This window comes from Streptomyces sp. NPDC050418 (genome assembly GCF_044458745.1).
In the GTDB taxonomy this organism is placed as follows: Bacteria; Actinomycetota; Actinomycetes; order Streptomycetales; family Streptomycetaceae; genus Streptomyces.
Genome location: NZ_JBITIG010000018.1, coordinates 19,859 through 43,911 on the forward strand (window position 1 = coordinate 19,859; position 24,053 = coordinate 43,911).

Here is a 24,053-nt window from a genome sequence, read left to right on the forward strand (position 1 = left end):
GCCGTGCCGCTTGCCCCGCGGGCGCGGGATGGTGACTGGACATCAGGGAGACGCAACCTCAGCCGGTAGCACGACGGATGAAAGGGGAAAGTGGCCGGGAACAGTCGGTGGTGCCCCGGCCGGCGACCGCGAACCCGGGTACGGCAGGGGCGGCTAGACGGCCATCCCGTACACGATGGTGAAGACGGTGCCGAGCGATCCGATGATGAAGACGCCCGTCAGTCCCGCGACGATCAACCCCTTGCCCTGCTCGGCGCTGAACGTGTCCCGCAGGGCCGTGGCTCCGATGCGCTGTTTCGCGGCGCCCCAGATCGCGATCCCGAGACAGATCAGGATGGCGATGGCCATGACCACTTCGATCATCACGCGCGCTTCGTTGCCCAGGCTCCCGAAGGGCCCCCAGTCCGGGGCGATCCCGCCGATGATGGTGGTGATGTCGCCTTTCTCGGCTGCCAGAAGCATGTCTGTAACTCACCGCCCCTTATGGGTAGTTCGGCACCCCCTGCCGGTGCGCAGAGGCCAGGCATCATTGTCTCCGAGATTTGCCCGACGCATGTCGACTTACGGCCATCAGTTGCCAGTGTTGTCCCGGAGACGTGCCGGACCGACGAATACCGCCCGGCGCTCCCCATCGGGGAGAACCGGGCGGTATACGACGTTCCGCATGGTCACTCTGTGTATCACGGGTGGTGACGTGGGGCAATGAGCTCCGTGGCGGGGCCGGTCGTGCCCTTTCGACAACTCGCTCGTTACTTGCAGCCGAACTTCTTGCCTGCGGCGTCGAGGAAGGCCTGGAAGGTGTCTCTGCGGACCTTCCCGCGGGCGGACGGGCTCTCCGTCGCATCATGAAGGATGCTGCGGTACTCGAAGTTCCGGTTCGCGGCGAAGTACACGTCGCCCTGCTCGCAGCGCAGCACGGCCTCGTCCGGTCCGGCCACGCCTCTGCCGTCAGGAAGCTTCCGCAAGTCGTCCTTCGCGGCGACCGCCTCGATGATGGCGGGGTTGGACGTGGCGGAGAAGGACAGCGCGGCCTGACTGTCGCCGGACAGTCGCAGGTCGCATGCCCATACGGCAGGGGAGCCGGTCAGCTGCTCCTTGCCGGGTTCGGCCTTGCCCTTGACCAGCGCGCCGGGCGGCAGCGCGAAGCCATCCACACCACAGACGCTCCGGGCGTCCGTCGCACGCGTGGCCCCGGGAGCGCTCAGCTCACCGGGTCCGGCCACCTCCGGACCGGAGCAGCCGGCTTCCCGCGCGACCTTCTCCGCCGTACGGGAAAGCAGGCGGGCCAGACCCGCGCGGTCGGCCTCGCCCTGGTCCACGACGGCCTCGATGAAGGCCACCGTTTCCTGGCCGTCGCTGGTGCCGGGGGGAATCACGCGGCTGCCCTGAATGGCGCCCACCTTGTTCCAGCAGGCCTTCGGCAAAATCGCGTAGCCGCGGGTATCGGAGACGGCTCCGTTCGTGAAGTACGAGCGCGCAGCGGGCTCCTTCCATACGGCGGTGGTGAAGGGGAAGGCGCCCTTGCCGGTTGATGTCTTGACTGTCAGCCGCAGCTCGTCCGCGCCGATGAAGCGGCTCGTGCGCTCCACGGAGCATGTGAACTCCGGTCCGCTGGGTGCGTTCTGTGAGCTGACCTCGGAGAGGCGGCCGGAGCCGTCCAGCGCGTCCCCGATGCCGGACGACGTCAGCGCGTCGTCGCAGAAACGCTCCGCACCGAAGGTGTCGGTGTTCCACCACAGGTGGAGGGACGTCGCCGAGGCGGCGACGAGGAGGGCTGCCGACGCGAGGACGACGGCCGTCCTCTTACGGATACGGATGCTCATGTGCGGGGGACTTTCGGTTCGATGGGGGTCAGGAGCGGGACCGCAGTGCTTCGTATGCCATTTCCCGCCCGGACGTGTAGCTCTGACCGGCCTCGCCCGCCGCGGCTCCGGCGAGGTCGGAATCGATGTCTCTCTCCTTGCCCCACTCGGTGAAGTACTGATCCAGGTTGTCCTGAGCCAGGTCGTTGTTCCTGCTCAATTCGTCCCTGGTCAGGGCGCCTTCTTCGGCCTGGACGGTCGAGAGCCACTCATTGAGGGATACGTCCACCATGCGCTGGGTGGCGTCGCCGACCAGCGGGATGTTGGTGACCAGGCCGCCGCCCAGGTGGTACCCGTAGAACCTGGTGTCGGAGGCCTCGCTGATGCGGTCGTCGTGGACGTCCATCTTCACATCGCCGCCGACGGCGTTGAGAGCGCCGGTGACCTCGCCGAACTTCCGGGCCGCGTTGGTCACGCTGTGATCGTTGGGGAAGTCGCGGGTCAGCATCTCCTGCGACATGTAGCCCTGCTGTGCCTGGTACATGACCTCGAAGTTGGAGACGTCGTCCGCTTCGGACACTCCTCGCATGACCCGCAGCAGGCTGCCTCTGCTGTTCTGGATCTGGGACTCATCCCCCTTGGCATAGGAGTCGCCCTCGCCGGAGCGGCCTCCCGGAGCGCTGCCGTCGATGATGCCCACAGTGTCCGGCGCGTAGTCGGCAAGGGCCCGTGCGAGCGGTTCCCTCATCGCCGCGTAGCCATCCTCGGCCAGCAGATTGTCGGCATTGGCGACGCGCGGGTCATCCTTGTCCTCGCCGAACGTCCCGTCGGCGTGGCCGTAGTCCAGGTAATTGATGGCGTCGTGCATGATGCGGGCCTGCGCCTCGGAGTGGTGGCCGAATCCGGGGCTGGTCGTATTCGGTTCACGGCCTGTCGTGCCGGCTTCCAGGGCGAGCCCCAGACCGGATCGGGCATCCGCATCGTCGGCCATGATCGGCATGCCGGCCGTGGTGCCGCCGGGCGGGGTCGCGTAGCCGTCGATGACGGTGCTCCAGTCCCGTTCGTGCATCAGGTACTGCAAGTTGTCGTTCTTCGCGGGATCCAGGTACGCGGTGCTCGTCTTCGGATCCTCGGACATGACGTCGAGAACGCCGTCGAGCGGATCGTTGGCGAACCAGCCGCGGTCCTTGCCGCTGAAGTCGTCCCGCAGAGCCCAGATCGACTCCGTGTTGCCCTTCGCCGCGTACGATTCCTCGGCCTTGCGGATGTCGCCCGCGACGTCCTTGAGGAACTGCCCGGAATAGCCGTCTCCCTGCTGCATCAGCGTGACGAGGCTCTGGTAGCCGCGGACCTTCTCGTCGGGGATCGGGCTGAGGCCGTCCACCGTGAACTTCTGGACGCCGGCCTTCTGCAGATCAGCGCGGAAGTCGCGGTAGAACTTCGAGTCCGTGTCCTTCGTCGCCGTGGCGAGGGTGGTGGCAAGGCCCTTCTGCAGGCCTAGGTAGTCCTTCTTGTGGTCCTTGTCCTCGGAGTACGCGAGACCGCTCAGCCTGTTGGTGAACTTGAGGGTGTTGTCCGCGCCGAGGCTGTTCAGGAAGGTGCGGCTGAACTCCTTGTTGTCAGCGTTGTCCCGGAACGTGCGCTTGAGTTCGGCCATGTCCGCGGCGGACACCTTCTCGCCGCCGTTGATGCGGGTGGCGATCTCCTTCGCGTGCTCTGCCTCGTACTCCTCGACATCCGACTTGGCACCGGAGTTGAAGCCGTTGAAGGTGCCGTCCTTCATGTCGGTATCGATGACGACGGCCTCGAGGGCGATCTTGACCCCGTCATCGGCGTCGTCGACGGCCTTGACGGCACGCTGGATATGGCTCGACCAGTACGACTCGGTGTCCCTCAGACCGGGGTCGTGCCGCGCGGCGTTCGCCGTCGCCGGATCGGCGTTCGCGAAGTCGAAGCGCGCCACACCCTGGTCGGACACCGCCATGCCCGCCTTGACCGCGTCCGCCCGGGCCGACTTGACCCGGCCGAAGGTCGGTGAACTGGGTGTGCGCGTCGCGCAGCAGCGCCGCGATCGCCTTGGCTTCCTTCTGCGCGGCCATGTACTCGTTCAGAGTGACGTCGAAGCGGTCGTTGGCCGCGGTCGCGCTGAGGCCCTGCCAGCTCTGCCCCAGCGAGATGCCGTGCACGTCCCGCCGGTACATGTCCTCGAGGTCCTTGAACTTCCCCGCCATGGCGTCCCACTTCTCCGCGGCGGAGGTGAGTTTGGACAGGTCGGTGGTCATGATCTCGTGGTACGTCGGCATGGTTCGTTCCCCCGTGGAACTCTGCGGTGTGGCGGCGTCGGTTCGGCGTTGGCCGGCTCGGGCCTCGGCGTGGACCGCTCAGTACGAGTCGAAGGCCGAGGAGGCGCGTACCGCGTTGGCGATGCCGATGTCCTGGTGGGTGAAGAGCGTGGTCGTCTGACGCAGGGCGGCCTTCTCCGAGCCGAGGCGCCCGCCGAGTGCCTTGACCTGCTTCTCCCACGTCTCGTGCGCCTTCTTCAGGGCACGGGACGTATCCCAGCCCTTTCCGTCGTTGGCGCCGAACTCCTTCACGGCCGCGTCCGTACTCTCCTCGGCGGCTTTGCCGTCCCGCGCCGTGTCGGGTTCGAGGTGCTGCTCGATCGCGTTGGCGGCCTTCTTCTTTTGCGCGGGAGTGGAAGCGAGATCGGCTGGGGCCAAGGGTGTATCGGTCACGGCGCGCTCCCCCGTCGACGGTGATCCTTTACCTGCACCCTACGAAATGCTTCCTTTCGACGACGGAAGGGGGGCGCATCCGTCGCTCGCGGCCCGTCCTTCAGTTCATCGTCACGAGCGTGACGACGACGAGCACGACGCCGATGACTCCCGCGGTGATCCCCAGGACCCGCCCGAAGCGCTGGGCGCGCGGCGAGAGCGACCGGTCCTTGACGATGATCACCCGCAGCCGCACCTCCTGCCCGGCCACGTAGGCCGGAATCAGATCACCCTCGCTGCAGGGCGGAATCCGGAACGTGTGGGTCTGCCCGGCGAACGGCACGTGCAGGTCGGTGCCGGTGGCGGCCTGCTCGGCGGTGACGGTGAGCGGGATCTGCTTCATGGCCATGGCTTCCCCCCGGGTGCGGCATGCGGACGGGGAGATTGTGTCCTACGAGGGCGTCCCGTCAACTCCGGGGCAGGGGTGGGGCCCTGCGGAGGTCAGGAGGCCTGTGCGTGCAGTGCCTGTGAGGCGGCGAGCAGTACGTGGGCATTGGGGACGCCGCCGATGTTGTAGGCGAGCGGGCTCAGCTTGCCGTTCACCTTCACGTAGAACATCCCGGCGGTGAACTCGATGCTGCGGATCGTTGTCCAGGGCCAGACCCGTCCCTTGATGTGCAGACCTTCGGCCCGTACGCCGAGATTGTTCTTGGGTTTGCGTGCATCCACGATGAATTCGTACGGCTTGCCCTCCAGAGCCTGGTTGACGATCCAGGGCACCCACACTTGCCATACGCCCTGCAGGATGAGGCTGCGGACGTCGCCCGGCCAGTCGCCGAGGTGGACCCTGCCGCCGCCGGCCTCGTGGAGCCAGAAGACATGGGAGCGGGGCAGGTTACGGCCGTCTGTCAGCTGATACACGTGCAGCTTGCCCCACGAGGCGGCGAACAGATCGCCGTTGTTCAACTCGGCGACGATGCCCCGCTCGAACTCATCGAGCCGTCGCGCGTCGCCCGCCGGCCTCTCGGGCAGGTGGGTGGCTTTGTGCGCGCCGAGATTCCGCTGCTCCGCGGCGGCGACGGTGGCGGCCGGAATGTTCTGTGACATGCGCTGCCCTCCCCAGTACGCGTCCCGCTTGGGACGGGAAGAGGGGACTTTAACCGGTGTACGGCCAACGCTGCTTGGACAAATCTGACCTCTACGCGGGGTGTGTGAGGTGGTCGAACTCGCTGTTCAGGACGCCCTGTTGGAAGGCGTGCCATTTGGGGGCAGTAGTGGTGACTGGGCCGAGGTGAACCGTTCCCTCGCGGGTGGGGAGCGGTTGGTTCGCCCCGGACTTTATGTCGGCGACGAGTCTCGCGAACTCATGGGGCGGTATGCGGTGCACGGCCCCGCTCGGGTCGGCGCTCTCGGTGAGCAGGACGACTGCGCCCTCGCGTGCTACGTGCACGCAGGACTCGCCTTCGCCGCAATACGAGGACTTCTGCCAGTTCATGCGTATCCCCTCAGAGTTCGCGGATGATGCGCTGGATGAGCGCGCGTGATTCCAGCTCGATGAGGCTCAGGGCGGCCAGACGGTCAAGCACCGTGCGGTACTTGATCAGTTGGGCCTCGGCGTCAAGGAGCGTGACCCCGTGGGACTGGTCCAGCTGGACCGTGTCCAGTTGGGGAACGGGGCCCTGCACGTAGTACACGGGCTGGCCCGCCCCTGGGTAGCCGCCCGCGTCGAACGGGAGCACCTGGATGGAGATGTTGGGGTGCTCGCCCATCTTCAGCAGGTGCTTGAGCTGCTGGCGGGCGACGTCACGTCCGCCGAAGCGCATGTGCAGGGCGGCTTCGTGGATGATCGCCTGATAGTGGGGCGAGTTGCCGTGGAAGAGCACGGCCTGGCGCTTGAGCCGGAACGACGCGCGCTGCTCGATCTCCTTGGGAGACAGTTCCGGCACTACCTGGAGGAACACTTCCCGTGCGTGTTCGGCTGTCTGCAGCAGGCCCGGGATCCCTGAGGTGTGCGCGGTGCGGAAGCCGTACCCGTAGACCTCCATCTCTGCGAGGTCGAGCAGACCTGCGGACAGCGATTCGCGGTACTCCTCCCACCACTGCCGCCTGCGCTCGGTCGTCATTGCGGCCAGGGCCTCGATCAAGTCCTTGTCGGGGCAGGCGTAATGGCAGGCCATCGCCCGTACGCGATCGGCGCTCACGCCGTGACGGCCGGCCTCAATGTTGCTGACCTGATTCGCCTTGATGCCGATCAGCTCGGCGGCATCGGTGGCCGTAAGGCCAGATCGCTCACGAAGCTTCCGTAGTTCTCGCCCCAGGCGGAGTTGGCGGCCCGTCGGGTTGCTCCTCATGCCCACGCTGGTACTCCTCGTCACCCACATGAGTGGTCACCGCGGCGCTGCGGTCTAAATCTATAGACCAGCCGCTAGCTTACTGCCAGGCCTACCACCCGGAAGTGCACCGCGGGACGCCGCGGCAGTGCCACCGGATGCCAACTCCCCACGAGATCGGAGATGTTGATGTCAACCGTAACGGCACAGGGGTGGGCGTACACCCTCCAACTACCCCACGACCCCCGAGCCCCAGGTATCGCCCGAGCCACCCTCCGCGCCATCCTCCGCACGTACGGGCTCGACGACCTGACCCCCACCGCGGAACTCCTGACGAGCGAACTCGTCACGAACGCGCACCTGCACGGGGCGGACGGCCCGTACGGCCTCCGTATCGGCGCCCGCCCCGACGGCCGCCTCCGCGTCGGCGTATGGGACGCGAACCCGCAGGTCCCGCCCCCGTTCACGGGTGCGGACCCGAACCCGCCGGCCGGGGGTGCCGAATCGGGCCGGGGCCTCCTCCTCGTGGAGGCCTGCGCCGACCGGTACGGCGCGTACACCCTCCGCCACCCCGGCAAGTACCTGTGGGCGGAGTGCGCCCCGTGACGTACACCTACTCGTAGGGCAGCAAAGTGGATTCGGCGTGCTGCTGCTTCAGCGTGACCCGCGTGAGGGAACCGGCCTCGGCGACGAAGAGATCGGGGACGTCCTCCTCCAGGAAGCGGAGGGACCCCACGGTCCCGATGGTGGTGGTCCGAGAACCTAGCCACGTCAGCAGGGAGTCCAGCGGCGAGAACCCGTCGGGATGGATTTCCTGCCGAACGGTGAGAGACCATCCGCGCGGACTTTGCTGCAGATCACCGGTGAGGATGCCGCCGATGCGTGACGCGGGACCGCGCTCGGAGAACAGGGGCCAGTTGTCCGGGTCGTCCATGTCGACGGAGGGGCCGTGGCCCTCGACGCCCAAGTGCCGGCGCAATGACGAGAGTTCGTCGTCGCTCAGATCTGCGGGAAGGTCCAGGGAAAGTTGGAGCTCATAGAGGTCGCTCATGGAGTCTTGCTACCACCGCTTCTGAAGGTAGGAGGAGACCTCGAGAAGCCGTGGCTACTCCACCGCCGGAATCACGTAGTCGTCGTCCCGGACGCGGGCAAGGAACTCTTCCGGGAGCCGCATGTGATGGAGACACACGTAGTGCCAGGTGTCACCACGCCACAGCCACTCGCCGTCGGTGAAGAGGGAGTCGCCACCGGCGAACTGTTCACCTGAGCCGAGCAGATCGCGTGTGATGCCCATCGCGCTGATCATCTCGTAACCGGAGCGGAGGTATGCCGTGATCCTGTCTGCGTCCTGGTAGGGCGATGCGGCAAGGAATTCCGTCACCGCTCCCGTCGGCACACCGAAGGCCGGAGACCAGAATTCCTGGTAGAAGCCTGCGATCCTCACACGCACTCCGGGGGTGAGTTCCGACTCGTGCCGTGCTGCCTCAGGTAGGGAGCTCTCCCAGCCAATCCCGCTGCCTGGGGCGAGCTCACGTGGGATATTCGCCCAGCCAACTGTGCTGGAGGAGGTGCTTGGGGAGGTACTCGGATTCGACCTTGAGAGGGAAGTCGCCGTCGAAGGCCCAGCCGGCCATGGCGAGTGGGGCGAGGGCGATGGCGCCGTCGATGTCCTGGCGGCGGTCGTCGGTGAGGGTCCAGTACGTCTTGTGGAGCCTCAGCGCCTCTTCGAGGCCGGTGTTGAAAGCGGCGTGGTCGCGGGTGATCAGCCGGTAGAAGAGGTTGATCGGCGGATAGATGATGCCCTGGAGGAGGTCGCGGGGGAGCGTGTGGGCGGCTGTTGGGGTGGATGCCTCGAACGTGGCCGTGAGCTTTTCCACCAGACCGGGGCGCTGGAGCCAGTACGTCTGGAGGGTGTCGATCCAGAGGTAGGTAACCTCGTCGGTCTCGCTGGGAAGGGCCCGCATCCCCTCGATCGGGACGTGGCAGAGCTGGGTCATGCGGTCTTGCTCGCGGCAGATCGCGGCGAGGTAGAACGCACTGAGCCAGCTGCCCGAGTGCGCGAAGGTACGCGGTCCGAGGGCTTCAAGCGTCCGCATCTTCCCGGCGATCCGACACTCGACGGTGCCCTCGCCTTGCTGCGTGACCGCGAACATCGCGGAACCGATCTGCATCGACGTGACGACGGCATCCCACGTCTCGGCCTTCGCTGCCACAGGATCCACGACGCAGCGCGCCTCATACGCGAGTGTGCTCGTGCCGAACGTGGAAGGAAGCATCTCGGCCGAGAGTTCGAGCCCTTCGGCGACTGACTCATCCAGCCGCACGGCGAGCTCACCAGGTTCAGGCATGTCACCGGACAGATCATGCCGCTCGATGTGTACGGTCACGGAAGGGTCCCCTTGCTGATATCGAACCGACGGTATTGGTAACCAGTGTACGTTCCGGCATTTCGCTCGCCGCGAACCACCGTGTATTCCAACTTCCCATGATCCATGGCGCTACGAAGAGCGGATGCAAGCTTGGTCTCGCCTCGCCGTTCCATGACCCTCACAATGTCCAGGAAGTACTCTCGGCTTCCCTGGGAAACGCGTGGGCCATCCGGCAGCCGCCGACTCCCCAAATCCGCATCAGGACTCCCCTTCGCCTCGATGACGACCACGCGGCCGTCCTCGTGCCGCCAGACCTGATCGAACTGGTCGTTGCCGTTCTTCGGACCGAGGAGCGGCTCCCGGGTGAAGCCCGGGCGATGCTCGGCCATGTAGCCGTGTTCGGCCGCGGTCTCGCCGAACTCTTCCGACTTGCTGGCCATTTGGGCGTGAGACTCCTTGTAACCGCCCCGTGCCTCGGCCCAGAGTCCGGCCGACTCGTGCGTACGGGCCAGGTCGTGCGCAGCGCCCGTCTCGGCCTTCATATCCGCCATGAGGTTGTCCCACTTGACGGCGTGATGGCGGGCCTCGGCCGCCAGCTGCAGAATCTTTGCCTTGGCGCGGCTTACCACATTGTCAGCTCCCGAGCGGAGATATCCGGCATCCAGATATCGGGGCTTGGGAGGTGCCGGTACATCATGAGCGCGGACCCATGGCCCGCCGTCGGTCAATTGGACGAGCTGTGGCGGGGTCAGCCCACTTTCGTCGTAAAGGCCCAGATCCTTACGGGTTCCGTTACTTCGGTAGAAGTCCTCGAAATAGCCCGGCTCGGTATTCGCGCGATAGACCTGAATATCCTCGATCTGTTGCTGCGTGAGTGATCCACCCGGACCGTATGGATTACTTCCGTCACGCATGTGCTCGGGCCGCTCCAGCGGCGAGCGGTCTCCCGGGACCCCACCGTGCGGTCCGGGGGTGCCGTCACCACCAGGCGGGAGCCCGTCGGATCCCTGGGCGGCCGCGTTGTCGGCTGCGCGCGCCAGGTCGTCCGGCACGCTGCCGCCGGGCAGGCCGTCGACCGCGCGGGCGCCGCCACCGGCTGCGTTGTCGACAGCTCCGCCGGTGGATCCGGTGTCTGTGCCCCTTGAGGCTCCGTTGCCTTCAAGGTCCATGCGAGCGCCACTACCGAAGACGCCGTCCCCCGTCCGCACGAGTCCGTCCCCGGCCTGGGCCGTGAGGTCCCCACCACGTGCTCCCACCGATACGAGCCCCGGCTGCCGAGCCCCGGCCTCAGCCGCCCGCTCGGCCGCTGAGGCCTCGCGCGGTACGACATCGTCGACCTTGACCGAGCCGTCGAGGTGATGGATCTTCAGGGTCTCGGCGTTGAAGACGACGAGTTCCCCGGTCTCCGGGTCGCGCAGGATCTGCGAGTTCTCCCGCGTGATCCCGCTGCTCGCAGGGATCTCGTCGAACTTGGCAGGCCGGTCGACGATTTCGAAGGTCGAATCCGCGAGACGGACGTACGTGCCGTCGGAGACCATCCGCAGGCTCGCGAACACGTCCTTGACCTTGAGCCCCGTCGCGGCACCGGCCTTGAAAACGTACGTCATCGGGTCGATGACGCGACCCGCCTTGCCCGCCGCGGAGATGGCCTTCGAGATCGCGCCCGCCTTGCCGGCGCCGGAGACGCCCGCGCCCGCTCCGGCGGTGAACACGGTCGTCACCACGTTGAAGGTGGTCGCCCCGGCGGCCCGCGCCGGATTCGACCCCCACTGGTCCCAGGCCACCAGCGCCTTCCCGGTCTCCTTCACCGCCGTACGTGAATCACGCAGCCACGACGGCAGCTTGTCCTCGGGCGCCATCCAGTACGCCGTGCCGAAGGGGGTGGCGGTGATGACGATGCCGGTGGCGAGCTTGGCCAGGCCCGTCCAGGCCTGCGAGAACGAATCCCAGTCGGTGACGTTGACCAGTGTCCACAGACCCTTGAGCGTGCCCCAGACACCGTCGACGACAAGACCCTTGCCGAAGTCCCAGGCATGCTCGTGGATCTGGTACCAGCGCGTGGACTCCTCGACCGGATCACCCCACGGCAGATCCTTCGCACCATCGAGATCCTCGGCACGGAAGCCGTACTGGTTCTTCGACTTCGAGCCGTCGGTGACCTTCAGCGGCGTGCCACCGACCAGCGCCACGATCTTGTTGTGACAGGTGCGCTCAGCCGCCTGAAAATCGGCGAAGGCTTTGTTGACCGCGCTGCGCCGGTTGTTGTTCTCCTCGACCAGATCGCCGTCCTCGCGCCACGTGTCGTCATCCGCGATCGACGTACGGAACGCCTCGGCCTCGGCGCGCAGCTGCTTGAAGCGGTCGACGATCGGTCGGATCTCGGTGGCATACGCGGCCAGCGCGCTGCCGATCGTGGTCAGATCGTCCTCGAAGACCCCACCACCCGTGGCGACCGGCTTCGTCGAGGCGAACAGCTTCTCGGCCTCCGGCGCCTCGTAGTACGCAGACAGCCCCTGAAACGTCGAATCGACCTTCGAGGCGGCTTCCGCGATCGACGTCCCGTCGAGCGAGACCGCAGTCGCGTCCTTATCCAACTGCTCCAGATTGCCGGTGAACTCCGGTATCTCCTCCGGGTTCAGCGCCGTCTCGCTCACTTGCCCGCCCCCGGAAGATCGACCTTCGGCGTCTTCAGCGCCTTGCCCTGTGCCTCCGCCGCCATGTCCAAGTCCCCCTCGACATACGCGTTGGTGGCCTCAGCCGCCCCGGTCATCGAGTTCCCGGTCCGTTCGGCCATGGACTTGAGTTTGTTCTGCCGCTCCTCCATGTAGGTGCTGAGTGCCTCGGCCACCTTGCCCACCGGGTTACGCGGCGTACCTGCCGGCACGGGTCCGATCATGGGCCCGCTGTACTGACTGCCCGGCACCGCCGTCCCTGCCGAGGACGCCGCACTCATCAGATCCTCGACCATCGACTTCGCCGCGCTCGCCAACTCCTTCGCGGCCTCGCCCGTCATGGTCAGCTGACCCTGCACACCCTGCGGCTTGATATCCCACTTCGACACCAGCTACCCCCGTACGCCGTCAGCCGATGGAATCGACAGCGGCCTTCGCGCGCGACAGGGTCTGCTGCGCGGTGCCGTCGTTCTTCTCCAGCGTCGACTTCAGCAACTGGATGATCGTGCGGACTTCACCCGACGCACGGTTCCAGCGCTGCTCCTTGTCGTGATACGTGTCCGAGACACCGTCGGCCTGGAAGTCGGCCATCGCCGCCTTCACCTGACGATCCCGGTCCGTGATCACCTGCTCCAGACGCGCGATCACACCCTGGATGTTGCCCTGCGCATCCGACGAAGCGGACAGGTCATACGAGCGACGGTCACCATTCGAAGCCATGATCCAAAACCCCCGTGTCTCAGCGTCCGCCGAAGCGAGCAGCATCAAAATTCGCGGCAGCCATCGTCGAGCGCGCGTTGTCCGCGGACTCCTGATCACCCGTCCCGAACGCCGAATCCATCCCGGTCTGGCCGCCCAGGATCGCCGACAGCGACCCGTTCAACGCCGCCGTGATCTCATCCGAATTCCGCTTGAACGAGTCAAAAGCCGCCTTACCCGACCCGTTGAACTTGCCCTCAAGCGGCTGCGCGGCAGCGATCAACTGACGGATCAACGACCCCAGATCATCACTCGACGTCTGCGACTGCGACCGCAGACCCGACAGCACCGACGCGCCCATATCGAACTTCATACGTGCACCCACCCCCGTGGATCTCGTTCACGTCCGACGAGCCTCAACGGTCTCGCCGCTCGCACGCTGCGCATGAGTCACTCACGCAACGTGAGTAGACGATCATAGTCGGCTGCTCAGTTGCAGCGGCGATTGGGGGGCGAGCTGGAACCATGCAGGGTGAGACCGATGTCAGGGCAGGTCAGGCTCCGGACGAGCGCGCTGTGGCGACAGTGCGGCGTTCAGTTCCGTGCGGCTGGTGATGCCCAGTTTGGCGCAGAGGCGGTACAAGTGGCCCTCCACCGTGCGGATCGAGAGCGTGAGGCGCGTGGCGATCTGTTGGTTGGTGAGGCCCGCGGCGGCCAGGTGGGCTATTTCGCGTTCGCGGCGGGTGAGGGGGAGGGGGCGGGCGAAGGCGGTCAGGGCCGGGGTGCGCAAGCCCTGGCAGGTGGTGGCGCCGTGGGCGTCGGCCGCGGCGGCCGGTGAGCCGTTGCGAAGGTGAAGTGCGGCAACTTTGCGCAGGGCTTCGCCGTCGTCGGAACGCAAAGCCGAGGCGTGGTCGGCGGCGTCTCGGGACGCTGGGCTGTCGAGTTGCCGGGCCAGGGCGGTGAGGCGGTCCGCTGTGGTGCGGCCCGTGTCGCCGAGACGTATCGCGGTGTGGAGAGCCCAGGTTTCATAACAGCGACGGCGGTAGCGTGACCGACACGCGGCCCGGCCCTTCGGGCGGTCCCCCTCCGCGACCGCCCGCGACCGCCCGCGGACGCTGTCGGCGTATGGGCGGAATGTGCCCTTCCTTGACGCGTTCTTGATGCGGGCGGTCCCGCGGGGCCCGCGGGAGTCTGGCGCATGGTGCGCGGCCGCGGAGAGGATCAAGGAGGCGGGCCGTCGCGGGCACGGCCGCAACTCGCGCCGTACACAAGGAGATTCGTCATGGGTCAGACGGGCACCGGCGGCTTCACCTCCCAAGGTCTGAGCAGGCTGCACGACGTGCTGGAAGGGCATGTCGAGTCCAAGAAGATCCCCGGACTCGTCGCCCTCGTGAGCCGCGGCGACGAGACCCACGTCGAGGTGCTCGGCACGACGAAGCACGACGGTGGTGCGCCGATGAGCCGCGACACCGTCTTCCGGATGGCGTCCACGACGAAGCCGGTCGCCATGGCGGGCGCGATGGTCCTCCTCGACGAGTGCCGGATCCGTCTCGACGACGCCGTCGACGAGTGGCTGCCCGAACTCGCCGACCGTGAGGTGCTCAAGCGGTTCGACGGCCCGCTGGACGAGACCGAGCCGGCCCGCCGCCCGATCACCGTTCGGGACCTCCTGACCTCGACCTTCGGTCTCGGCATGGATATGACCTCGATCGGCACCCCGGTCATGAACGAGGTCTTCGCCCAGGGCCTGACCCCCAACCTGCCGACTCCGATGCCGGAACCGGACGAGTTCATGCGCCGCCTCGGCGCGCTTCCGCTGATGTACCAGCCGGGCGAGCAGTGGCAGTACCAGATCAGCCACGACGTGGTGGGCGTGCTCGTCTCGCGCGTCTCCGGACAGTCGTACGAGGACTTCCTGCGGGAGCGCATCTTCGCGCCCCTCGGCATGAAGGACACGGCCTTCCACGTCCCCGCCGACCGCATCCACCGGCTGCCCGACCTGTACGCGCCGGATCCGCAGACCGGCGAGTTCCACGTCTGGGACGAAGCCGCGGGCGGCCGCTGGAGCTCACCGCCCCCGTTCCAGGGCGGAGGCGGCGGCCTGGTGTCCACCGCCGACGACTACCACGCGTACTTCCGCATGCTCCTGAACGGCGGCGTGCACGACGGCGAACGCATCCTGTCCCGCCAGGCCGTCCACCTGATGACGACCAACCGCCTCAACCCCACCCAGCTGGCGGCCCGCACCAAGCTGGCCACGGACAACGTCCACATCTCCTTCGGCCAAGGCCAGCACGGCGGCTGGGGCTTCGGCATGGCGGTCCGCACGTACGTCGGCGACTACGCGCCGGTGGGCCAGTTCGGCTGGGACGGCGGCAGCGGCACGTCGTCCTACGCGGACCCGGTGAACGGCCTGGTGGGCCTGGTCCTCACCCAGGTCGGTTCGTCCGCGGCCAACTCGATGCACCTGATGCACGACTTCTGGACGACGGTGTACCAGGCGCTGGAGGACTGATCCCCGGCCCCGATGGTGCACGCTGGAGACCGGACCGGCGGCGGGGGAGGATCCATGCGACGGGCAGCGGTGCTGTGGGCCGGGCTGAGCGCCGGGGCCGTACTGGTGCTCGGCGCCCTGCTCGTGGCGCTCTTCCGGGACTGGACCGCCGACCGGCCCGAGGAGGACGAGGAGCGCCGGGCCGCCATGCACCACTCGCAGCACGGGGGCGGGCGCTACTACCTGCCCGTCGGCGCCGAGACCGAGGACGACGGTGACGTCGTCCTCCGCTACGAGATCGAGGGCGTCGGCGACTCGTCGGTGGAGGACTTCGTCGCCACGTACGACATCGAGGGCCCGCCCCGGAAGACCGGTCCGGACGAGGTGACGTACGCGGACGAGTTCGACGGCGTCCGGCGCACCTTCGTCGTACGGCGGCAGGGGGCCGGGGCGCCCGTGCTGATCACGGTGACGGCGCGGCCGTAGGATCCGGGCTGCCTCGCGGCGGAGTCAGAGCGTGGCGCCGAGCGGCCCGAACCCCGCATCCGGCTCCGAATCCGCCGGGCGCATCGTTGCCGCCCCCGGCTCCGGCCCTTGAGCCGGGGCGATGATCTCGTGGGCGGAGGGGTCCGCTGCCGCGTACGGGATGGCGAGGAGGGAGCCGACGCAGATCAGGCCGCCTGCGAGGCCGGTGCGCAAGCGCCGGGTGTGCGGGATGGTGCTGGATTCCATGGGGTCTCCATAGCAGGGCGAATCGGGCTGTTGATCTCAACTCGCCGGTGGGCAAGGTCAGTTCAGCCGTTCGCTCGAAGGCGTTAACCGCATGGAGCAGGAGTCAAGCCGCGCGGACAGGCCGCCGAATACCCTCATATGACGACCAGCACAGAGCCACTGCTCACGCCGCAGGCCACCGCGGCCCTGCGCGAAGCACTACTGCGGTACGGCTACACGCGGGACGGGATCGTCACGCGGATCGGCCTCGAGGCGGCGCACGCCCTCAATCGCTACGACCCGGAACCCGCGCTGCAACTGCTCGGCGAGGACGACCCGTTGGGCGTGCTCATCCGGCTGTTCATGTGCGGCCGCAGCGTCCCGATCGTCCGGGTCGACGAAGCTCTCGTACCGCTGCTCGAACAGGCCGGTGAGGGCGGGCAGGTGCGGTCCGCCGTCTATCTGCATCCGTACGAGAAGTGGTGGGCGGTCTCGGACTTCCCGCTGTTCCTGCGGCCCGAGCCGCACGAGCGCAGGGCCGACCGCGTCCTGCCGATCGGCCCGACCGCGACCCTTCTGCGCCGGGCCACGCTGAGCCACCGCGTCGGCACGGCACTCGACCTGGGGACGGGGTGCGGCGTGCAGGCGCTGCATCTGTCCGACCAGGCCGACTCCGTCGTCGCCACCGACCTCTCGCACCGCGCCGCGCGTTTCGCCGCGACGACGGCCGCGCTCAACGGCCTCGACTGGGAGGTCCTCGAGGGCGATCTGGTGCAGCCCGTCGCGGGGCGCCGGTTCGATCTCGTCGTCTCCAACCCGCCGTACGCGGTGGGGCCCGGCACCGTGCACTGTGTGTACCGGGACTCGGGGCGGCCGGGGGACACGCTGTGCGCGGAACTCGTCGCGGCGGCGCCGGACTTGCTGACCGAGGGCGGGCACCTCCAGTTCCGTGCGAACTGGGCCCAGGTCGCCGGCGAGGACTGGCGCGAACGCGTCGCGCAGTGGATCCCCGAAGGGTCCGGGCTCGACGCATGGATCGTCCAGCGCGGCGTGAGCGACGCCCGCGCCTACGTGGACCACTGGCTCGAACAGAGCGGTGGCGAGGAGCATTTGGGGCAGCGTGAGACCTGGCTGCGGTGGTTCGAGGAACGGAAGATCACGGGCGTGGGGACCGGCACGGTCGTGCTGCGGCGCACGGACCGGCACGACCCGGTGGTACGGATCGAGGAGCTGTCTGCGGAGGCGGCGGAGCTGACCGGGGCGCAGGTCGCCGACTGGTTCACGCGCCAGGACTGGCTGCGCGACCACGACCCGCTGACCGCCCGCTTCCGGCCGGGCGCCGGGGTGCGGCTGTGGCAGGAGGCGTCGCTCAACCCGGAGGCGTCCGCGCGCGGCTGGCAGCTCAAGCAGCAGCTGCTCAAGACGCCGGCCGACGGGCTGCACTGGAGCGACCGCACCACGCCGCTCGCGGTCGCCCTGATCGGCGCGAGCGGCCGCGACGACGAGACCCTCGGCGACCACCTCGGCCGCCTCGCGGAAGCGGAGGGCACCGACCGCAGCCGCCTCGTCCTTGCCGCGCTGCCGGAGGTGGCGCGACTGGTGGAGCGGGGGGCGCTGGTTCCCGTCACCGATTAGGGCGCCCTGGTTCCCGTATCCGCACAGGAAGGGGTGTATCTGTCAACACCCCGATCCGGGTTCCACGCCCAATGTGCCGCCCCGCCCCCGTCCCTACCTTCGGAGTACGGCAGGAAGACGGGCCGTCGAACAGGGGAAACCCACGGCGAAGGGGCTGAGATGTTTGGACGCGGAAGCAAGCCGGAGAGGACCGCCGCGCGGCAGACCGACGAGGCGCTGCGGCTCGTCAAGGTCAGCAAGAGCTACGGGGAAGGCGAGAGCGCCGTGAAGGCGCTCGACGGGGTGAGCCTGTCGCTGGCACGCGGCACGTTCACCGCCGTGATGGGGCCGTCCGGCTCCGGCAAGACCACGCTGCTGCAGTGCGCGGCGGGTCTGGAGCGGCCCGAGAGCGGGATCGTGATGGTGGCCGGCGAGGAGATGAGCAAGGGCAGCGAGGCGGAGCTGACGAAGTTCCGGCGGCGGCGGATCGGGTTCGTGTTCCAGCAGTACAACCTGCTGCCGACCCTCACCGTCGCGCAGAACACCGTCCTGCCGCTGAAGCTCGCACGGCGCCGGGTCGACCGGGCGAAGGCCCGTTCCGTCCTGGAGCAGGTCGGCCTCGGCGAGCGTCTGGGCCACCGGCCCGACGAACTGTCCGGCGGGCAGCGCCAGCGCGTCGCCATCGCGCGGGCCCTTGTCACCGAGCCGGCCGTGGTGTTCGCGGACGAGCCGACCGGCGCGCTGGACATCCGCAGCGCACGCGATGTGCTGAGGCTCCTGCAGGAGGCGGTACGGCTCCATGGCCGCACGGTCGTGATGGTGACGCACGACCCGGTGGCGGCCTCGTACGCCGACTCCGTGGTCTTCCTCGCCGACGGGAGGCTCGCCGGGCACATGGAGCGGCCGACCGTGGACGCTGTCGCGGAGCGGCTCGCGCACCTCGGTGACGACATCAACGGTTCCGACTACGCGGCACAGCTGGGGGTGTGAGAGCCATGTTCGCTCTCGCCATGCGGTCGATCAGGCAGCGGCCGGGACGCTTCGCCGCCACGCTGTTCAGTTCCTTCCTCGGCGCGCTGATCATCATGACCTTCAACTCGATGCACGACACGGCCGCGGGCGCCGGGGTCGACGACGCGAGCGCGGAGACGCTGACGATCGCGGCGAGCGTCGTCGGCGGCTACGGCACCCTGCTCGTCTTCTTCGCCGTCGCCTCGACGCTGACCGTCGCCGTACGGCAGCGCAGCGAGGAGATCGAGCTCCTGCGCACCACCGGCGCGACCCCCGCGCAGATCAAGCGGATGGTCGTCGGTGAGGCCTTCGTCGTCGCACTGATCGGCGCCGCGCTGGCGGTCGTCCCCGCGATGTTCGGCGGGCAGCTGCTCCTCGGCCTGTTCCAGGACAGCGGCTCGGTGGCGGACTCCGTGGAGCACTCCTTCGGGGCGATCGCCCTCAGCACCGGCTTCGACATCACGCTGCTCGCCTCGGTCGGCGCCGCGTTCCTCGCGGTACGGCGGGCGGGCCGGTCCGGTGCGAAGCGCACCGGCGGAAAGAAGACCTTCTTCGGATACGCGGCCCTGGTGGCCGGAGCCGTCGCGATCGCCGCGACGTTCTCCTTCGACGCGGACTTCGAGGCCCTGATGGGTGCCCCCGCGTACGGCGCGATCCTGCTGTCGGTCGGCTGCGCCCTGCTCGCGCCGCGCATCCTGCCGGGCGTGCTCGGCGTCCTGGAAGGCCCGCTGACCGCGCTGACCGGCGCGAGCGGTTATCTGACGGTACGCAACATGCGGCAGCGCGCCGCCGAACTGTCCAACGTCCTCATGCCGTTGATCCTCTTCACCGGCGTGGCGGTCGCCGTCCTCTATATGCAGGCCGTCGAGAACGACGCGGCGAAGGAGTCGGGTCTGGTCAGTACCGCCGACGCCGAGACGCTCGCCACGGTGAACTTCGCGGTCGTCGGCATCATCGTCGCCTTCTGCTGCATCATGCTGATCAACAGCCTGTACGCGGCGACCTCGTACCGCGTCCGCGAGTTCGGCCAGCAGCGCCTCGCCGGCGCCACCCCGGGGCAGGTCCTCGGCATGGTCGCCGCCGAGAGCACGGTCCTGACGCTGACGGGCATCGCCCTCGGCACCCTCACGGGCTTCGCGGGCATCACGGCCTTCACCGCGGTCCGCACCGACGCACTCCTGCCCGGCCAGGGCCCCGGCATCTGGCTCGCGGTCGCCGCCGTCGCGGCCACCGTCACGATCGGCACGAGCGTGGGGACGGCGTGGCGAGGACTGCGGACACCGGCGGTGGACGCGGTGGCCGCGGCGGCGTGAGATGGCGGTGACGGCCTGAAAGAGCCGTCCGGAAGCGAGAGTTGGCTGATTCCCCCGGTTGTCCACAGGGCACGAGAAGGAGTTGTCCACAGGGTCCGATACAGAAGTCCGCCCGCCCATAGACTTGGGCGCGGCGGACTTCCTGTGCGTGAAGGGCGGTGGACGATGCGTAAGGCCTGGCTGGTCACGGCCGTTGCGCTGAGCGGCGGGCTCGGCTTCGTGCTCCTGCTCGTCGTCGGCACCTTCATGGTCGCGGGCAATCTGTCGAACGGGGTGGGCAAGGGCGCGGTGGGCCTCGCGAAGGGCGCCGTGCCGGCGGCCTACCAGCCGCTCGTGCAGAAGTGGGGCAATCTCTGCCCGGCCATCAATCCGGCGCTGCTCGCCGCGCAGTTGTACCAGGAGAGCGGCTGGAACCCGAAGGCGCAGAGCCACGCCGCCGCCCAGGGGATAGCGCAATTCATCCCCGGCACCTGGGCCACCCACGGAATCGACGGGGACAAGGACGGGGACCGGGATGTGTGGGATCCCGCGGACGCGATTCCGTCCGCGGCCTCGTACGACTGCAAACTCGCCGGGTATGTGAAGGACGCGCCCGGGAATGCGACGCACAACATGCTCGCGGCGTACAACGCGGGGGCGTATGCCGTCATCAAGTACGGCGGTGTACCTCCGTATCGCGAGACCCAGAACTATGTGAAGACCATCACGACCCTGGAGAAGAGTTTCGCGCGCCCGGTTGGCCGAGTCAGTCCGTCGCGGCAGGCCGCGGGAGCGATCTCCTTCGCGCAGGAACAGCTCGGGACCGAGTATCTGTGGGGCGGTGACGGGACCGCGGAGGACGACGGGCGGTTCGACTGCTCGGGGCTGACGAAGGCCGCGTACGAGACCGTGGGTGTCACGCTGCCGCGCGTGGCCAACGACCAGTACAACGCGGGGCCGCATCCCAAGCGGAGTGAACTTCTCCCCGGTGACCTGGTGTTCTTCTCGGACGACCTGACCAATTCGCGGGCGATCCGGCACGTCGGCATCTACGTCGGCGGCGGCTACATGATCGACGCTCCGCGGCCGGGGGCCGTGATCCGGTTCGCCCCGGTCGACACCCCGGACTACTTCGGTGCGACCCGCGTCACGCAGGACGGCGCACAGGCTCTGGAAAAGGCGCGCGAGGGAATTGCGGAGGCCGCGTCCGAAGCGTGATCTGGCTGAAAGCCGATGTCCGGAACGGGCTCTGAGCTGCGGAGACGAGTCACTCTTCGATAACGTCCGAGTGATCTTTCGGTGGAGAGTGGAACGTAACCAGGAGAAGTGAACGTTCTTCCGGCGAGGGACCGCGACACTGGTTCCGACACGAGCAGACGCACTGACCAGGCTGAAGCACGGGGGTTGAGAAACGGGCGTGCGCAAGGTGCGCCCACGACGAGACAAGGGGCCAGAGCACCATGGCCGGACCGGAGATCGCCGTCGACGGCGCGTCGAACCCCGATGTCGACCTGCTCTACGACATCAACGGGCTCACCAAGTCCACCCCCGCATGGCTCGACAGCGCGATCGGCTTCGTCGGCGAGTACGGGCTGCTCGTCGCCCTCATCGTCCTCGTGCTGTGGTGCTGGACCTCCGTGCGCCGCAGGCCCGAGCCGGAGACAGCGGTCGCCGGGCTCGTCTGGGCCCCGCTCGCCGCGGCGCTCGCCGTGGTCATCAACATCCCGATCCGCGGCTTCGTCGAGCGCCCCCGACCCTTCGTCGACCACAGCGGCCTGGAGCTGCTCGTGACCGGCAAGACGGACTACTCGTTCGTCAGCGACCACGCCACGCTCGCGATGGCGCTCGGCGTCGGGCTCTTCGTGGCCAACCGCAAGTTCGGCCTCATCGGCATCGGGCTCGCGCTGGCCGAGGGCTTCTGCCGGGTCTTCATGGGCGTGCACTACCCGACCGACGTCGTCGGCGGCTTCGCGCTCGGCACGGCCACGACCCTGCTGCTCGCGCCGCTGGCGATGGCCCTGCTGACCCCGGTCGTCACGGCGATCGGCCGCTCCCGCGTCTCGTTCCTCGTCCGGGCCCGGCGGGCACCGCGCCCCCACGACACCGTGGACCTGCCGGAGCCGCGGGTGGCGGACGATGCCGCCGGGTCGGGGTCGGGGCGGAACGATCTGGCGGCCTGAGGGCCGGGCCGGCTCCTTGCGGAGCGGCCGGTGAACGGGCTGGTTCAGCTCGCGGAGTTGGCCGGTTCGGCGGTCAAGTGACGTTCGGGAGCGGACTGTTCGGCGGCCGCAGCGGCCTCGGCTGCATCCTCGGCCACGGACTCTGCCGCCCCCTGCTCAGCCGCGACCTGTTCCGCCTGCCGTCGGCGCATCAGCTTCAGCCCGTAGCCCCCCGCGGCCGCGGCCACCGCGGCCGAGGCGAGGGCGAGCGGTCCGGCCTCGGGGTGCGCGGCGGCGAACTCGCCGGTGCCGGAGGCGGCGGCAGCGGGGCTCGCGCCGGCCGCCAGCAGCATGGCCGCGGCGGCCATGGAGCCGAGGGGCGCTATTCGGGTACGGGTCCTTCGGGTGCTCTTCATGGTGACCTGCCCTCGGGTTGCAGTGTCTCGCAGTGCATCCAGGGCAACCCCGGCGCGGGGAGTGGGCCAGTCGAGGGCGTGCGGAGTGCGCCGTACGAGGGGCGGATACGGCCGTATGGGGTGGCCCGCGAAGCCCCGCGCTAGGTGAGCGCCTGCGGGAACGTGAACATCCCGTCCGGGTCGTAGCGCCGCTTCACCCGCACCAACCGCCCTGCCGCGGACCCGTAATACGCCTCGCGCCAGTTCTTCAGCTTCGGGTCCACGTAGTTCTGATACGCCGACCCGGACGCGTACGGCCGCATCGCCGCATGCGTGGCATCCACCCACCGCGCCGCCCCCGCATCCGAGGCCCCGCTCCGTACGCCCGCCTCGTACTGCGCGAGCATCCGCTGCCCGCGGTGGACGAAGGCCGTCGCGCCCGGGGCGACCCGGTTGACCGCGCCGCCGAGCGCGACGAGCGAGAGCGACGCGTACCGTGCGTCGGCACTGCGGCGCACCGCGCCGACCGCCGCCGCGATCCCGGCGGCCGACAGCTCGCGCGCGAAGAAGTCGGAGCGCGCCACGTACCCGATCCGCGCGAGCGCCCCCGCCGCCACGCGCCCCGGGACGTCGCCCGGCAGATGGCACTGCTCGTCGGAGGAGTACGCCGCGCACCCCGCGTAGATCTCCATCGCCTCCTCGTACGACTTGCGCTCCAGGTAGACGGACGAGGCGGAACCGCCGACCGCGTCGGCGAGGCGGTCGACGGCGTTCTGCAGGGCGCCGTACGTGCCGAGCGAGAAGGCCGAGACGCGCACCAGCGGCGGTCCGCCGTTCTCGACGGCGAGGGCGCACGACGACCAGATCTCGTCCGGCTGGTCCGGCCCCCAGCGCTGCCAGGCCTCGACCACCGCGGCGGCCTTCCCCCAGGGCCAGCGCATCATGCAGGCCACGGCCTGCGGCGCCGGATGCGTACGGAAGCCGAGTTCGGTGACGACGCCGAACTGTCCGCCGCCCGCGCCCCGCAACGCCCAGAAGAGATCGGGGTGTTCGGAGGACGAGCAGCGCAGCTCGCGGCCGTCCGCCGTGACCAGCGTGACGGAGCTCAGGCTGTCGCAGGTCAGGCCGTACGCGCGGGAGGTCACGCCGTGCCCGCCGCCGAGCGCGAGCCCGGCGATCCCGACGCTCGGGCAGGAGCCCGCGGGCACGGTCACGCCCTTCGCGGCGAGCCCGCGGTACACGTCGATGAGCCGCGCGCCCGCCCCGACCGTCGCGGTGGCGCCCGCGCGGACCGCGGAGAGCCGCGAGGTGTCGAGGATCAGCCGCCCGTTCCCCGAGGACCAGCCCGCGTACGAGTGACCGCCGCCGCGCACGGCGACCGGGGTGCCGGTGCGGCGGGCGAAGGCGAGCGCCGTACGGAGGTCGTCGGCGCCCGCGACGTACGCGACGGCCGCGGGCCGCAGCCCGTCGAAGCGGGTGTTGAAGAGCTGCCGCGCCGTGTCCCACGTGCCGTCACCGGGCCGGACCAGCTCACCGTCGAGGTCCCGTGCGAGCGCCGGCCAGTCACCGCCGCCTTTCGTACGGGAAGGGGCGGGCTTGTCGTCACCGGACGGTTCGCGCGGCGTACGGGAGGTACCGGAGCCACCGCCGGGACCGTCGTCGCCCGGCCCGCCGCACCCCGTCGCCGCGAACGCGAGCGCCGCCCCGCCGGCGAGGGACGCCCCGCCGAGGAGCGCCGTCCGCCGGTCCATGTGCCCCATGTCCCCGTCCCTCCGCCCGCGGACGTGCCCG

The 24,053-nt window shown here is 68.8% G+C and carries 27 protein-coding genes; 8 read left to right on the forward strand and 19 right to left on the reverse strand.

The genetic code is table 11. From position 1 onward, the window contains the following. Positions 1 to 153: 153 nt before the first annotated feature. The 8 genes from ACIBI4_RS33475 to ACIBI4_RS33510 all read right to left on the reverse strand — a co-directional run bounded on the left by ACIBI4_RS33475 (position 154) and on the right by ACIBI4_RS33510 (position 6,897). Entirely contained in the window at positions 154 to 462 is a 309-nt protein-coding gene (locus ACIBI4_RS33475) for a hypothetical protein (protein WP_093616431.1), read from the reverse strand. Positions 463 to 749: 287 nt separating this feature from the next. Continuing rightward, a complete protein-coding gene (locus tag ACIBI4_RS33480) occupies positions 750 to 1,823 on the reverse strand; it encodes a hypothetical protein (RefSeq protein WP_399207989.1) in 1,074 nt (357 codons plus the stop codon). A 28-nt stretch (positions 1,824 to 1,851) separates the two neighbouring features. Next, positions 1,852 to 3,780: a hypothetical protein gene (locus ACIBI4_RS33485; protein ID WP_399207990.1), complete on the reverse strand. Its 1,929-nt coding sequence runs from the start codon at positions 3,778 to 3,780 to the stop codon at positions 1,852 to 1,854. Positions 3,781 to 4,183: 403 nt separating this feature from the next. Further along, complete coding sequence (locus ACIBI4_RS33490; RefSeq protein ID WP_399207991.1) at positions 4,184 to 4,537, reverse strand: hypothetical protein; 354 nt, start codon at positions 4,535 to 4,537, stop codon at positions 4,184 to 4,186. A gap of 100 nt (positions 4,538 to 4,637) precedes the next feature. After that, positions 4,638 to 4,925, reverse strand: a complete 288-nt coding sequence (locus ACIBI4_RS33495; RefSeq protein ID WP_399207992.1) for a hypothetical protein — start codon at positions 4,923 to 4,925, stop codon at positions 4,638 to 4,640. Positions 4,926 to 5,017: 92 nt separating this feature from the next. Then, positions 5,018 to 5,623 carry a hypothetical protein gene (locus tag ACIBI4_RS33500; protein ID WP_399207994.1) on the reverse strand — a complete coding sequence of 202 codons (606 nt, stop codon included), beginning with the start codon at positions 5,621 to 5,623 and terminating at the stop codon, positions 5,018 to 5,020. Positions 5,624 to 5,714: 91 nt separating this feature from the next. Beyond that, positions 5,715 to 6,011, reverse strand: coding sequence for a DUF397 domain-containing protein (locus tag ACIBI4_RS33505; RefSeq protein ID WP_399207995.1), 297 nt, complete (start codon positions 6,009 to 6,011; stop codon positions 5,715 to 5,717). A gap of 10 nt (positions 6,012 to 6,021) precedes the next feature. Further along, complete coding sequence (locus ACIBI4_RS33510; protein WP_399207996.1) at positions 6,022 to 6,897, reverse strand: helix-turn-helix domain-containing protein; 876 nt, start codon at positions 6,895 to 6,897, stop codon at positions 6,022 to 6,024. A gap of 138 nt (positions 6,898 to 7,035) precedes the next feature. Here ACIBI4_RS33510 and ACIBI4_RS33515 point away from each other — a divergent pair, with 138 nt between their 5' ends. After that, a complete protein-coding gene (locus ACIBI4_RS33515; protein ID WP_399207998.1) occupies positions 7,036 to 7,452 on the forward strand; it encodes an ATP-binding protein in 417 nt (138 codons plus the stop codon). Between the two features lie 7 nt (positions 7,453 to 7,459). Here the strand turns inward: ACIBI4_RS33515 and ACIBI4_RS33520 are convergent, their stop codons facing one another. From ACIBI4_RS33520 to ACIBI4_RS33555, 8 genes are all read right to left on the reverse strand, one after another. Then, positions 7,460 to 7,897, reverse strand: coding sequence for a hypothetical protein (locus ACIBI4_RS33520; protein WP_399207999.1), 438 nt, complete (start codon positions 7,895 to 7,897; stop codon positions 7,460 to 7,462). Between the two features lie 54 nt (positions 7,898 to 7,951). Beyond that, positions 7,952 to 8,290 carry a hypothetical protein gene (locus ACIBI4_RS33525; protein ID WP_399208000.1) on the reverse strand — a complete coding sequence of 113 codons (339 nt, stop codon included), beginning with the start codon at positions 8,288 to 8,290 and terminating at the stop codon, positions 7,952 to 7,954. 85 nt (positions 8,291 to 8,375) lie between these two features. Then, positions 8,376 to 9,233: an immunity 49 family protein gene (locus tag ACIBI4_RS33530; RefSeq protein WP_399208001.1), complete on the reverse strand. Its 858-nt coding sequence runs from the start codon at positions 9,231 to 9,233 to the stop codon at positions 8,376 to 8,378. Then, positions 9,230 to 11,869 (reverse strand): hypothetical protein, encoded by a 2,640-nt coding sequence (locus ACIBI4_RS33535; protein ID WP_399208002.1) that lies wholly within the window; start codon positions 11,867 to 11,869, stop codon positions 9,230 to 9,232. The genes ACIBI4_RS33530 and ACIBI4_RS33535 overlap by 4 nt, the downstream gene beginning before the upstream one ends. Then, positions 11,866 to 12,276, reverse strand: coding sequence for a DUF6507 family protein (locus ACIBI4_RS33540; RefSeq protein WP_399208003.1), 411 nt, complete (start codon positions 12,274 to 12,276; stop codon positions 11,866 to 11,868). Before ACIBI4_RS33540 ends, ACIBI4_RS33535 begins: the two co-directional genes overlap by 4 nt. A gap of 19 nt (positions 12,277 to 12,295) precedes the next feature. Next, positions 12,296 to 12,607 carry a pore-forming ESAT-6 family protein gene (locus tag ACIBI4_RS33545; RefSeq protein ID WP_399206659.1) on the reverse strand — a complete coding sequence of 104 codons (312 nt, stop codon included), beginning with the start codon at positions 12,605 to 12,607 and terminating at the stop codon, positions 12,296 to 12,298. A gap of 19 nt (positions 12,608 to 12,626) precedes the next feature. Next, positions 12,627 to 12,959 (reverse strand): hypothetical protein, encoded by a 333-nt coding sequence (locus ACIBI4_RS33550; RefSeq protein ID WP_399208004.1) that lies wholly within the window; start codon positions 12,957 to 12,959, stop codon positions 12,627 to 12,629. Positions 12,960 to 13,130: 171 nt separating this feature from the next. After that, complete coding sequence (locus ACIBI4_RS33555) at positions 13,131 to 13,484, reverse strand: helix-turn-helix transcriptional regulator (RefSeq protein WP_399208005.1); 354 nt, start codon at positions 13,482 to 13,484, stop codon at positions 13,131 to 13,133. 384 nt (positions 13,485 to 13,868) lie between these two features. On the opposite strand from ACIBI4_RS33555, the gene ACIBI4_RS33560 reads away from it, so the two are divergent. Together ACIBI4_RS33560 and ACIBI4_RS33565 are read left to right on the forward strand one after the other, a co-directional pair. Continuing rightward, positions 13,869 to 15,101: a serine hydrolase domain-containing protein gene (locus ACIBI4_RS33560; protein WP_399208006.1), complete on the forward strand. Its 1,233-nt coding sequence runs from the start codon at positions 13,869 to 13,871 to the stop codon at positions 15,099 to 15,101. Positions 15,102 to 15,155: 54 nt separating this feature from the next. Beyond that, positions 15,156 to 15,566 (forward strand): hypothetical protein, encoded by a 411-nt coding sequence (locus ACIBI4_RS33565; protein ID WP_399208007.1) that lies wholly within the window; start codon positions 15,156 to 15,158, stop codon positions 15,564 to 15,566. A 24-nt stretch (positions 15,567 to 15,590) separates the two neighbouring features. Here the strand turns inward: ACIBI4_RS33565 and ACIBI4_RS33570 are convergent, their stop codons facing one another. Next, positions 15,591 to 15,812: a hypothetical protein gene (locus ACIBI4_RS33570; RefSeq protein WP_399208008.1), complete on the reverse strand. Its 222-nt coding sequence runs from the start codon at positions 15,810 to 15,812 to the stop codon at positions 15,591 to 15,593. A gap of 138 nt (positions 15,813 to 15,950) precedes the next feature. On the opposite strand from ACIBI4_RS33570, the gene ACIBI4_RS33575 reads away from it, so the two are divergent. The 5 genes from ACIBI4_RS33575 (at position 15,951) to ACIBI4_RS33595 (ending at position 21,888) form a co-directional block, all read left to right on the forward strand. Continuing rightward, positions 15,951 to 17,426, forward strand: a complete 1,476-nt coding sequence (locus ACIBI4_RS33575) for a methyltransferase (RefSeq protein WP_399208010.1) — start codon at positions 15,951 to 15,953, stop codon at positions 17,424 to 17,426. A gap of 159 nt (positions 17,427 to 17,585) precedes the next feature. Then, on the forward strand, positions 17,586 to 18,395 hold the full coding sequence (locus ACIBI4_RS33580; protein WP_399208011.1) for an ABC transporter ATP-binding protein: 810 nt from the start codon (positions 17,586 to 17,588) through the stop codon (positions 18,393 to 18,395). 5 nt (positions 18,396 to 18,400) lie between these two features. Further along, on the forward strand, positions 18,401 to 19,729 hold the full coding sequence (locus ACIBI4_RS33585; protein ID WP_399208012.1) for an FtsX-like permease family protein: 1,329 nt from the start codon (positions 18,401 to 18,403) through the stop codon (positions 19,727 to 19,729). A gap of 165 nt (positions 19,730 to 19,894) precedes the next feature. Beyond that, on the forward strand, positions 19,895 to 20,926 hold the full coding sequence (locus tag ACIBI4_RS33590) for an NlpC/P60 family protein (RefSeq protein WP_399208013.1): 1,032 nt from the start codon (positions 19,895 to 19,897) through the stop codon (positions 20,924 to 20,926). A gap of 242 nt (positions 20,927 to 21,168) precedes the next feature. Next, on the forward strand, positions 21,169 to 21,888 hold the full coding sequence (locus ACIBI4_RS33595; RefSeq protein WP_399208014.1) for a phosphatase PAP2 family protein: 720 nt from the start codon (positions 21,169 to 21,171) through the stop codon (positions 21,886 to 21,888). A 44-nt stretch (positions 21,889 to 21,932) separates the two neighbouring features. Here the strand turns inward: ACIBI4_RS33595 and ACIBI4_RS33600 are convergent, their stop codons facing one another. Then, positions 21,933 to 22,283, reverse strand: a complete 351-nt coding sequence (locus tag ACIBI4_RS33600; protein ID WP_399208015.1) for a hypothetical protein — start codon at positions 22,281 to 22,283, stop codon at positions 21,933 to 21,935. A gap of 140 nt (positions 22,284 to 22,423) precedes the next feature. Next, positions 22,424 to 24,013, reverse strand: a complete 1,590-nt coding sequence (locus ACIBI4_RS33605) for an FAD-binding oxidoreductase (RefSeq protein ID WP_399208131.1) — start codon at positions 24,011 to 24,013, stop codon at positions 22,424 to 22,426. Positions 24,014 to 24,053: the final 40 nt, after the last annotated feature.

Bases quoted from the DNA above. Each gene is read 5' to 3' on its own strand.
- ACIBI4_RS33475 (WP_093616431.1), bottom strand. From the start codon at position 462: ATGCTTCTGGCAGCCGAGAAAGGCGACATCACCACCATCATCGGCGGG.
- ACIBI4_RS33480 (WP_399207989.1), bottom strand. From the start codon at position 1,823: ATGAGCATCCGTATCCGTAAGAGGACGGCCGTCGTCCTCGCGTCGGCA.
- ACIBI4_RS33495 (WP_399207992.1), bottom strand. From the start codon at position 4,925: ATGGCCATGAAGCAGATCCCGCTCACCGTCACCGCCGAGCAGGCCGCC.
- ACIBI4_RS33500 (WP_399207994.1), bottom strand. From the start codon at position 5,623: ATGTCACAGAACATTCCGGCCGCCACCGTCGCCGCCGCGGAGCAGCGG.
- ACIBI4_RS33505 (WP_399207995.1), bottom strand. From the start codon at position 6,011: ATGAACTGGCAGAAGTCCTCGTATTGCGGCGAAGGCGAGTCCTGCGTG.
- ACIBI4_RS33510 (WP_399207996.1), bottom strand. From the start codon at position 6,897: ATGTGGGTGACGAGGAGTACCAGCGTGGGCATGAGGAGCAACCCGACG.
- ACIBI4_RS33515 (WP_399207998.1), top strand. From the start codon at position 7,036: ATGTCAACCGTAACGGCACAGGGGTGGGCGTACACCCTCCAACTACCC.
- ACIBI4_RS33520 (WP_399207999.1), bottom strand. From the start codon at position 7,897: ATGAGCGACCTCTATGAGCTCCAACTTTCCCTGGACCTTCCCGCAGAT.
- ACIBI4_RS33545 (WP_399206659.1), bottom strand. From the start codon at position 12,607: ATGGCTTCGAATGGTGACCGTCGCTCGTATGACCTGTCCGCTTCGTCG.
- ACIBI4_RS33550 (WP_399208004.1), bottom strand. From the start codon at position 12,959: ATGAAGTTCGATATGGGCGCGTCGGTGCTGTCGGGTCTGCGGTCGCAG.
- ACIBI4_RS33560 (WP_399208006.1), top strand. From the start codon at position 13,869: ATGGGTCAGACGGGCACCGGCGGCTTCACCTCCCAAGGTCTGAGCAGG.
- ACIBI4_RS33565 (WP_399208007.1), top strand. From the start codon at position 15,156: ATGCGACGGGCAGCGGTGCTGTGGGCCGGGCTGAGCGCCGGGGCCGTA.
- ACIBI4_RS33570 (WP_399208008.1), bottom strand. From the start codon at position 15,812: ATGGAATCCAGCACCATCCCGCACACCCGGCGCTTGCGCACCGGCCTC.
- ACIBI4_RS33575 (WP_399208010.1), top strand. From the start codon at position 15,951: ATGACGACCAGCACAGAGCCACTGCTCACGCCGCAGGCCACCGCGGCC.
- ACIBI4_RS33580 (WP_399208011.1), top strand. From the start codon at position 17,586: ATGTTTGGACGCGGAAGCAAGCCGGAGAGGACCGCCGCGCGGCAGACC.
- ACIBI4_RS33585 (WP_399208012.1), top strand. From the start codon at position 18,401: ATGTTCGCTCTCGCCATGCGGTCGATCAGGCAGCGGCCGGGACGCTTC.
- ACIBI4_RS33590 (WP_399208013.1), top strand. From the start codon at position 19,895: ATGCGTAAGGCCTGGCTGGTCACGGCCGTTGCGCTGAGCGGCGGGCTC.
- ACIBI4_RS33595 (WP_399208014.1), top strand. From the start codon at position 21,169: ATGGCCGGACCGGAGATCGCCGTCGACGGCGCGTCGAACCCCGATGTC.
- ACIBI4_RS33600 (WP_399208015.1), bottom strand. From the start codon at position 22,283: ATGAAGAGCACCCGAAGGACCCGTACCCGAATAGCGCCCCTCGGCTCC.
- ACIBI4_RS33605 (WP_399208131.1), bottom strand. From the start codon at position 24,013: ATGGACCGGCGGACGGCGCTCCTCGGCGGGGCGTCCCTCGCCGGCGGG.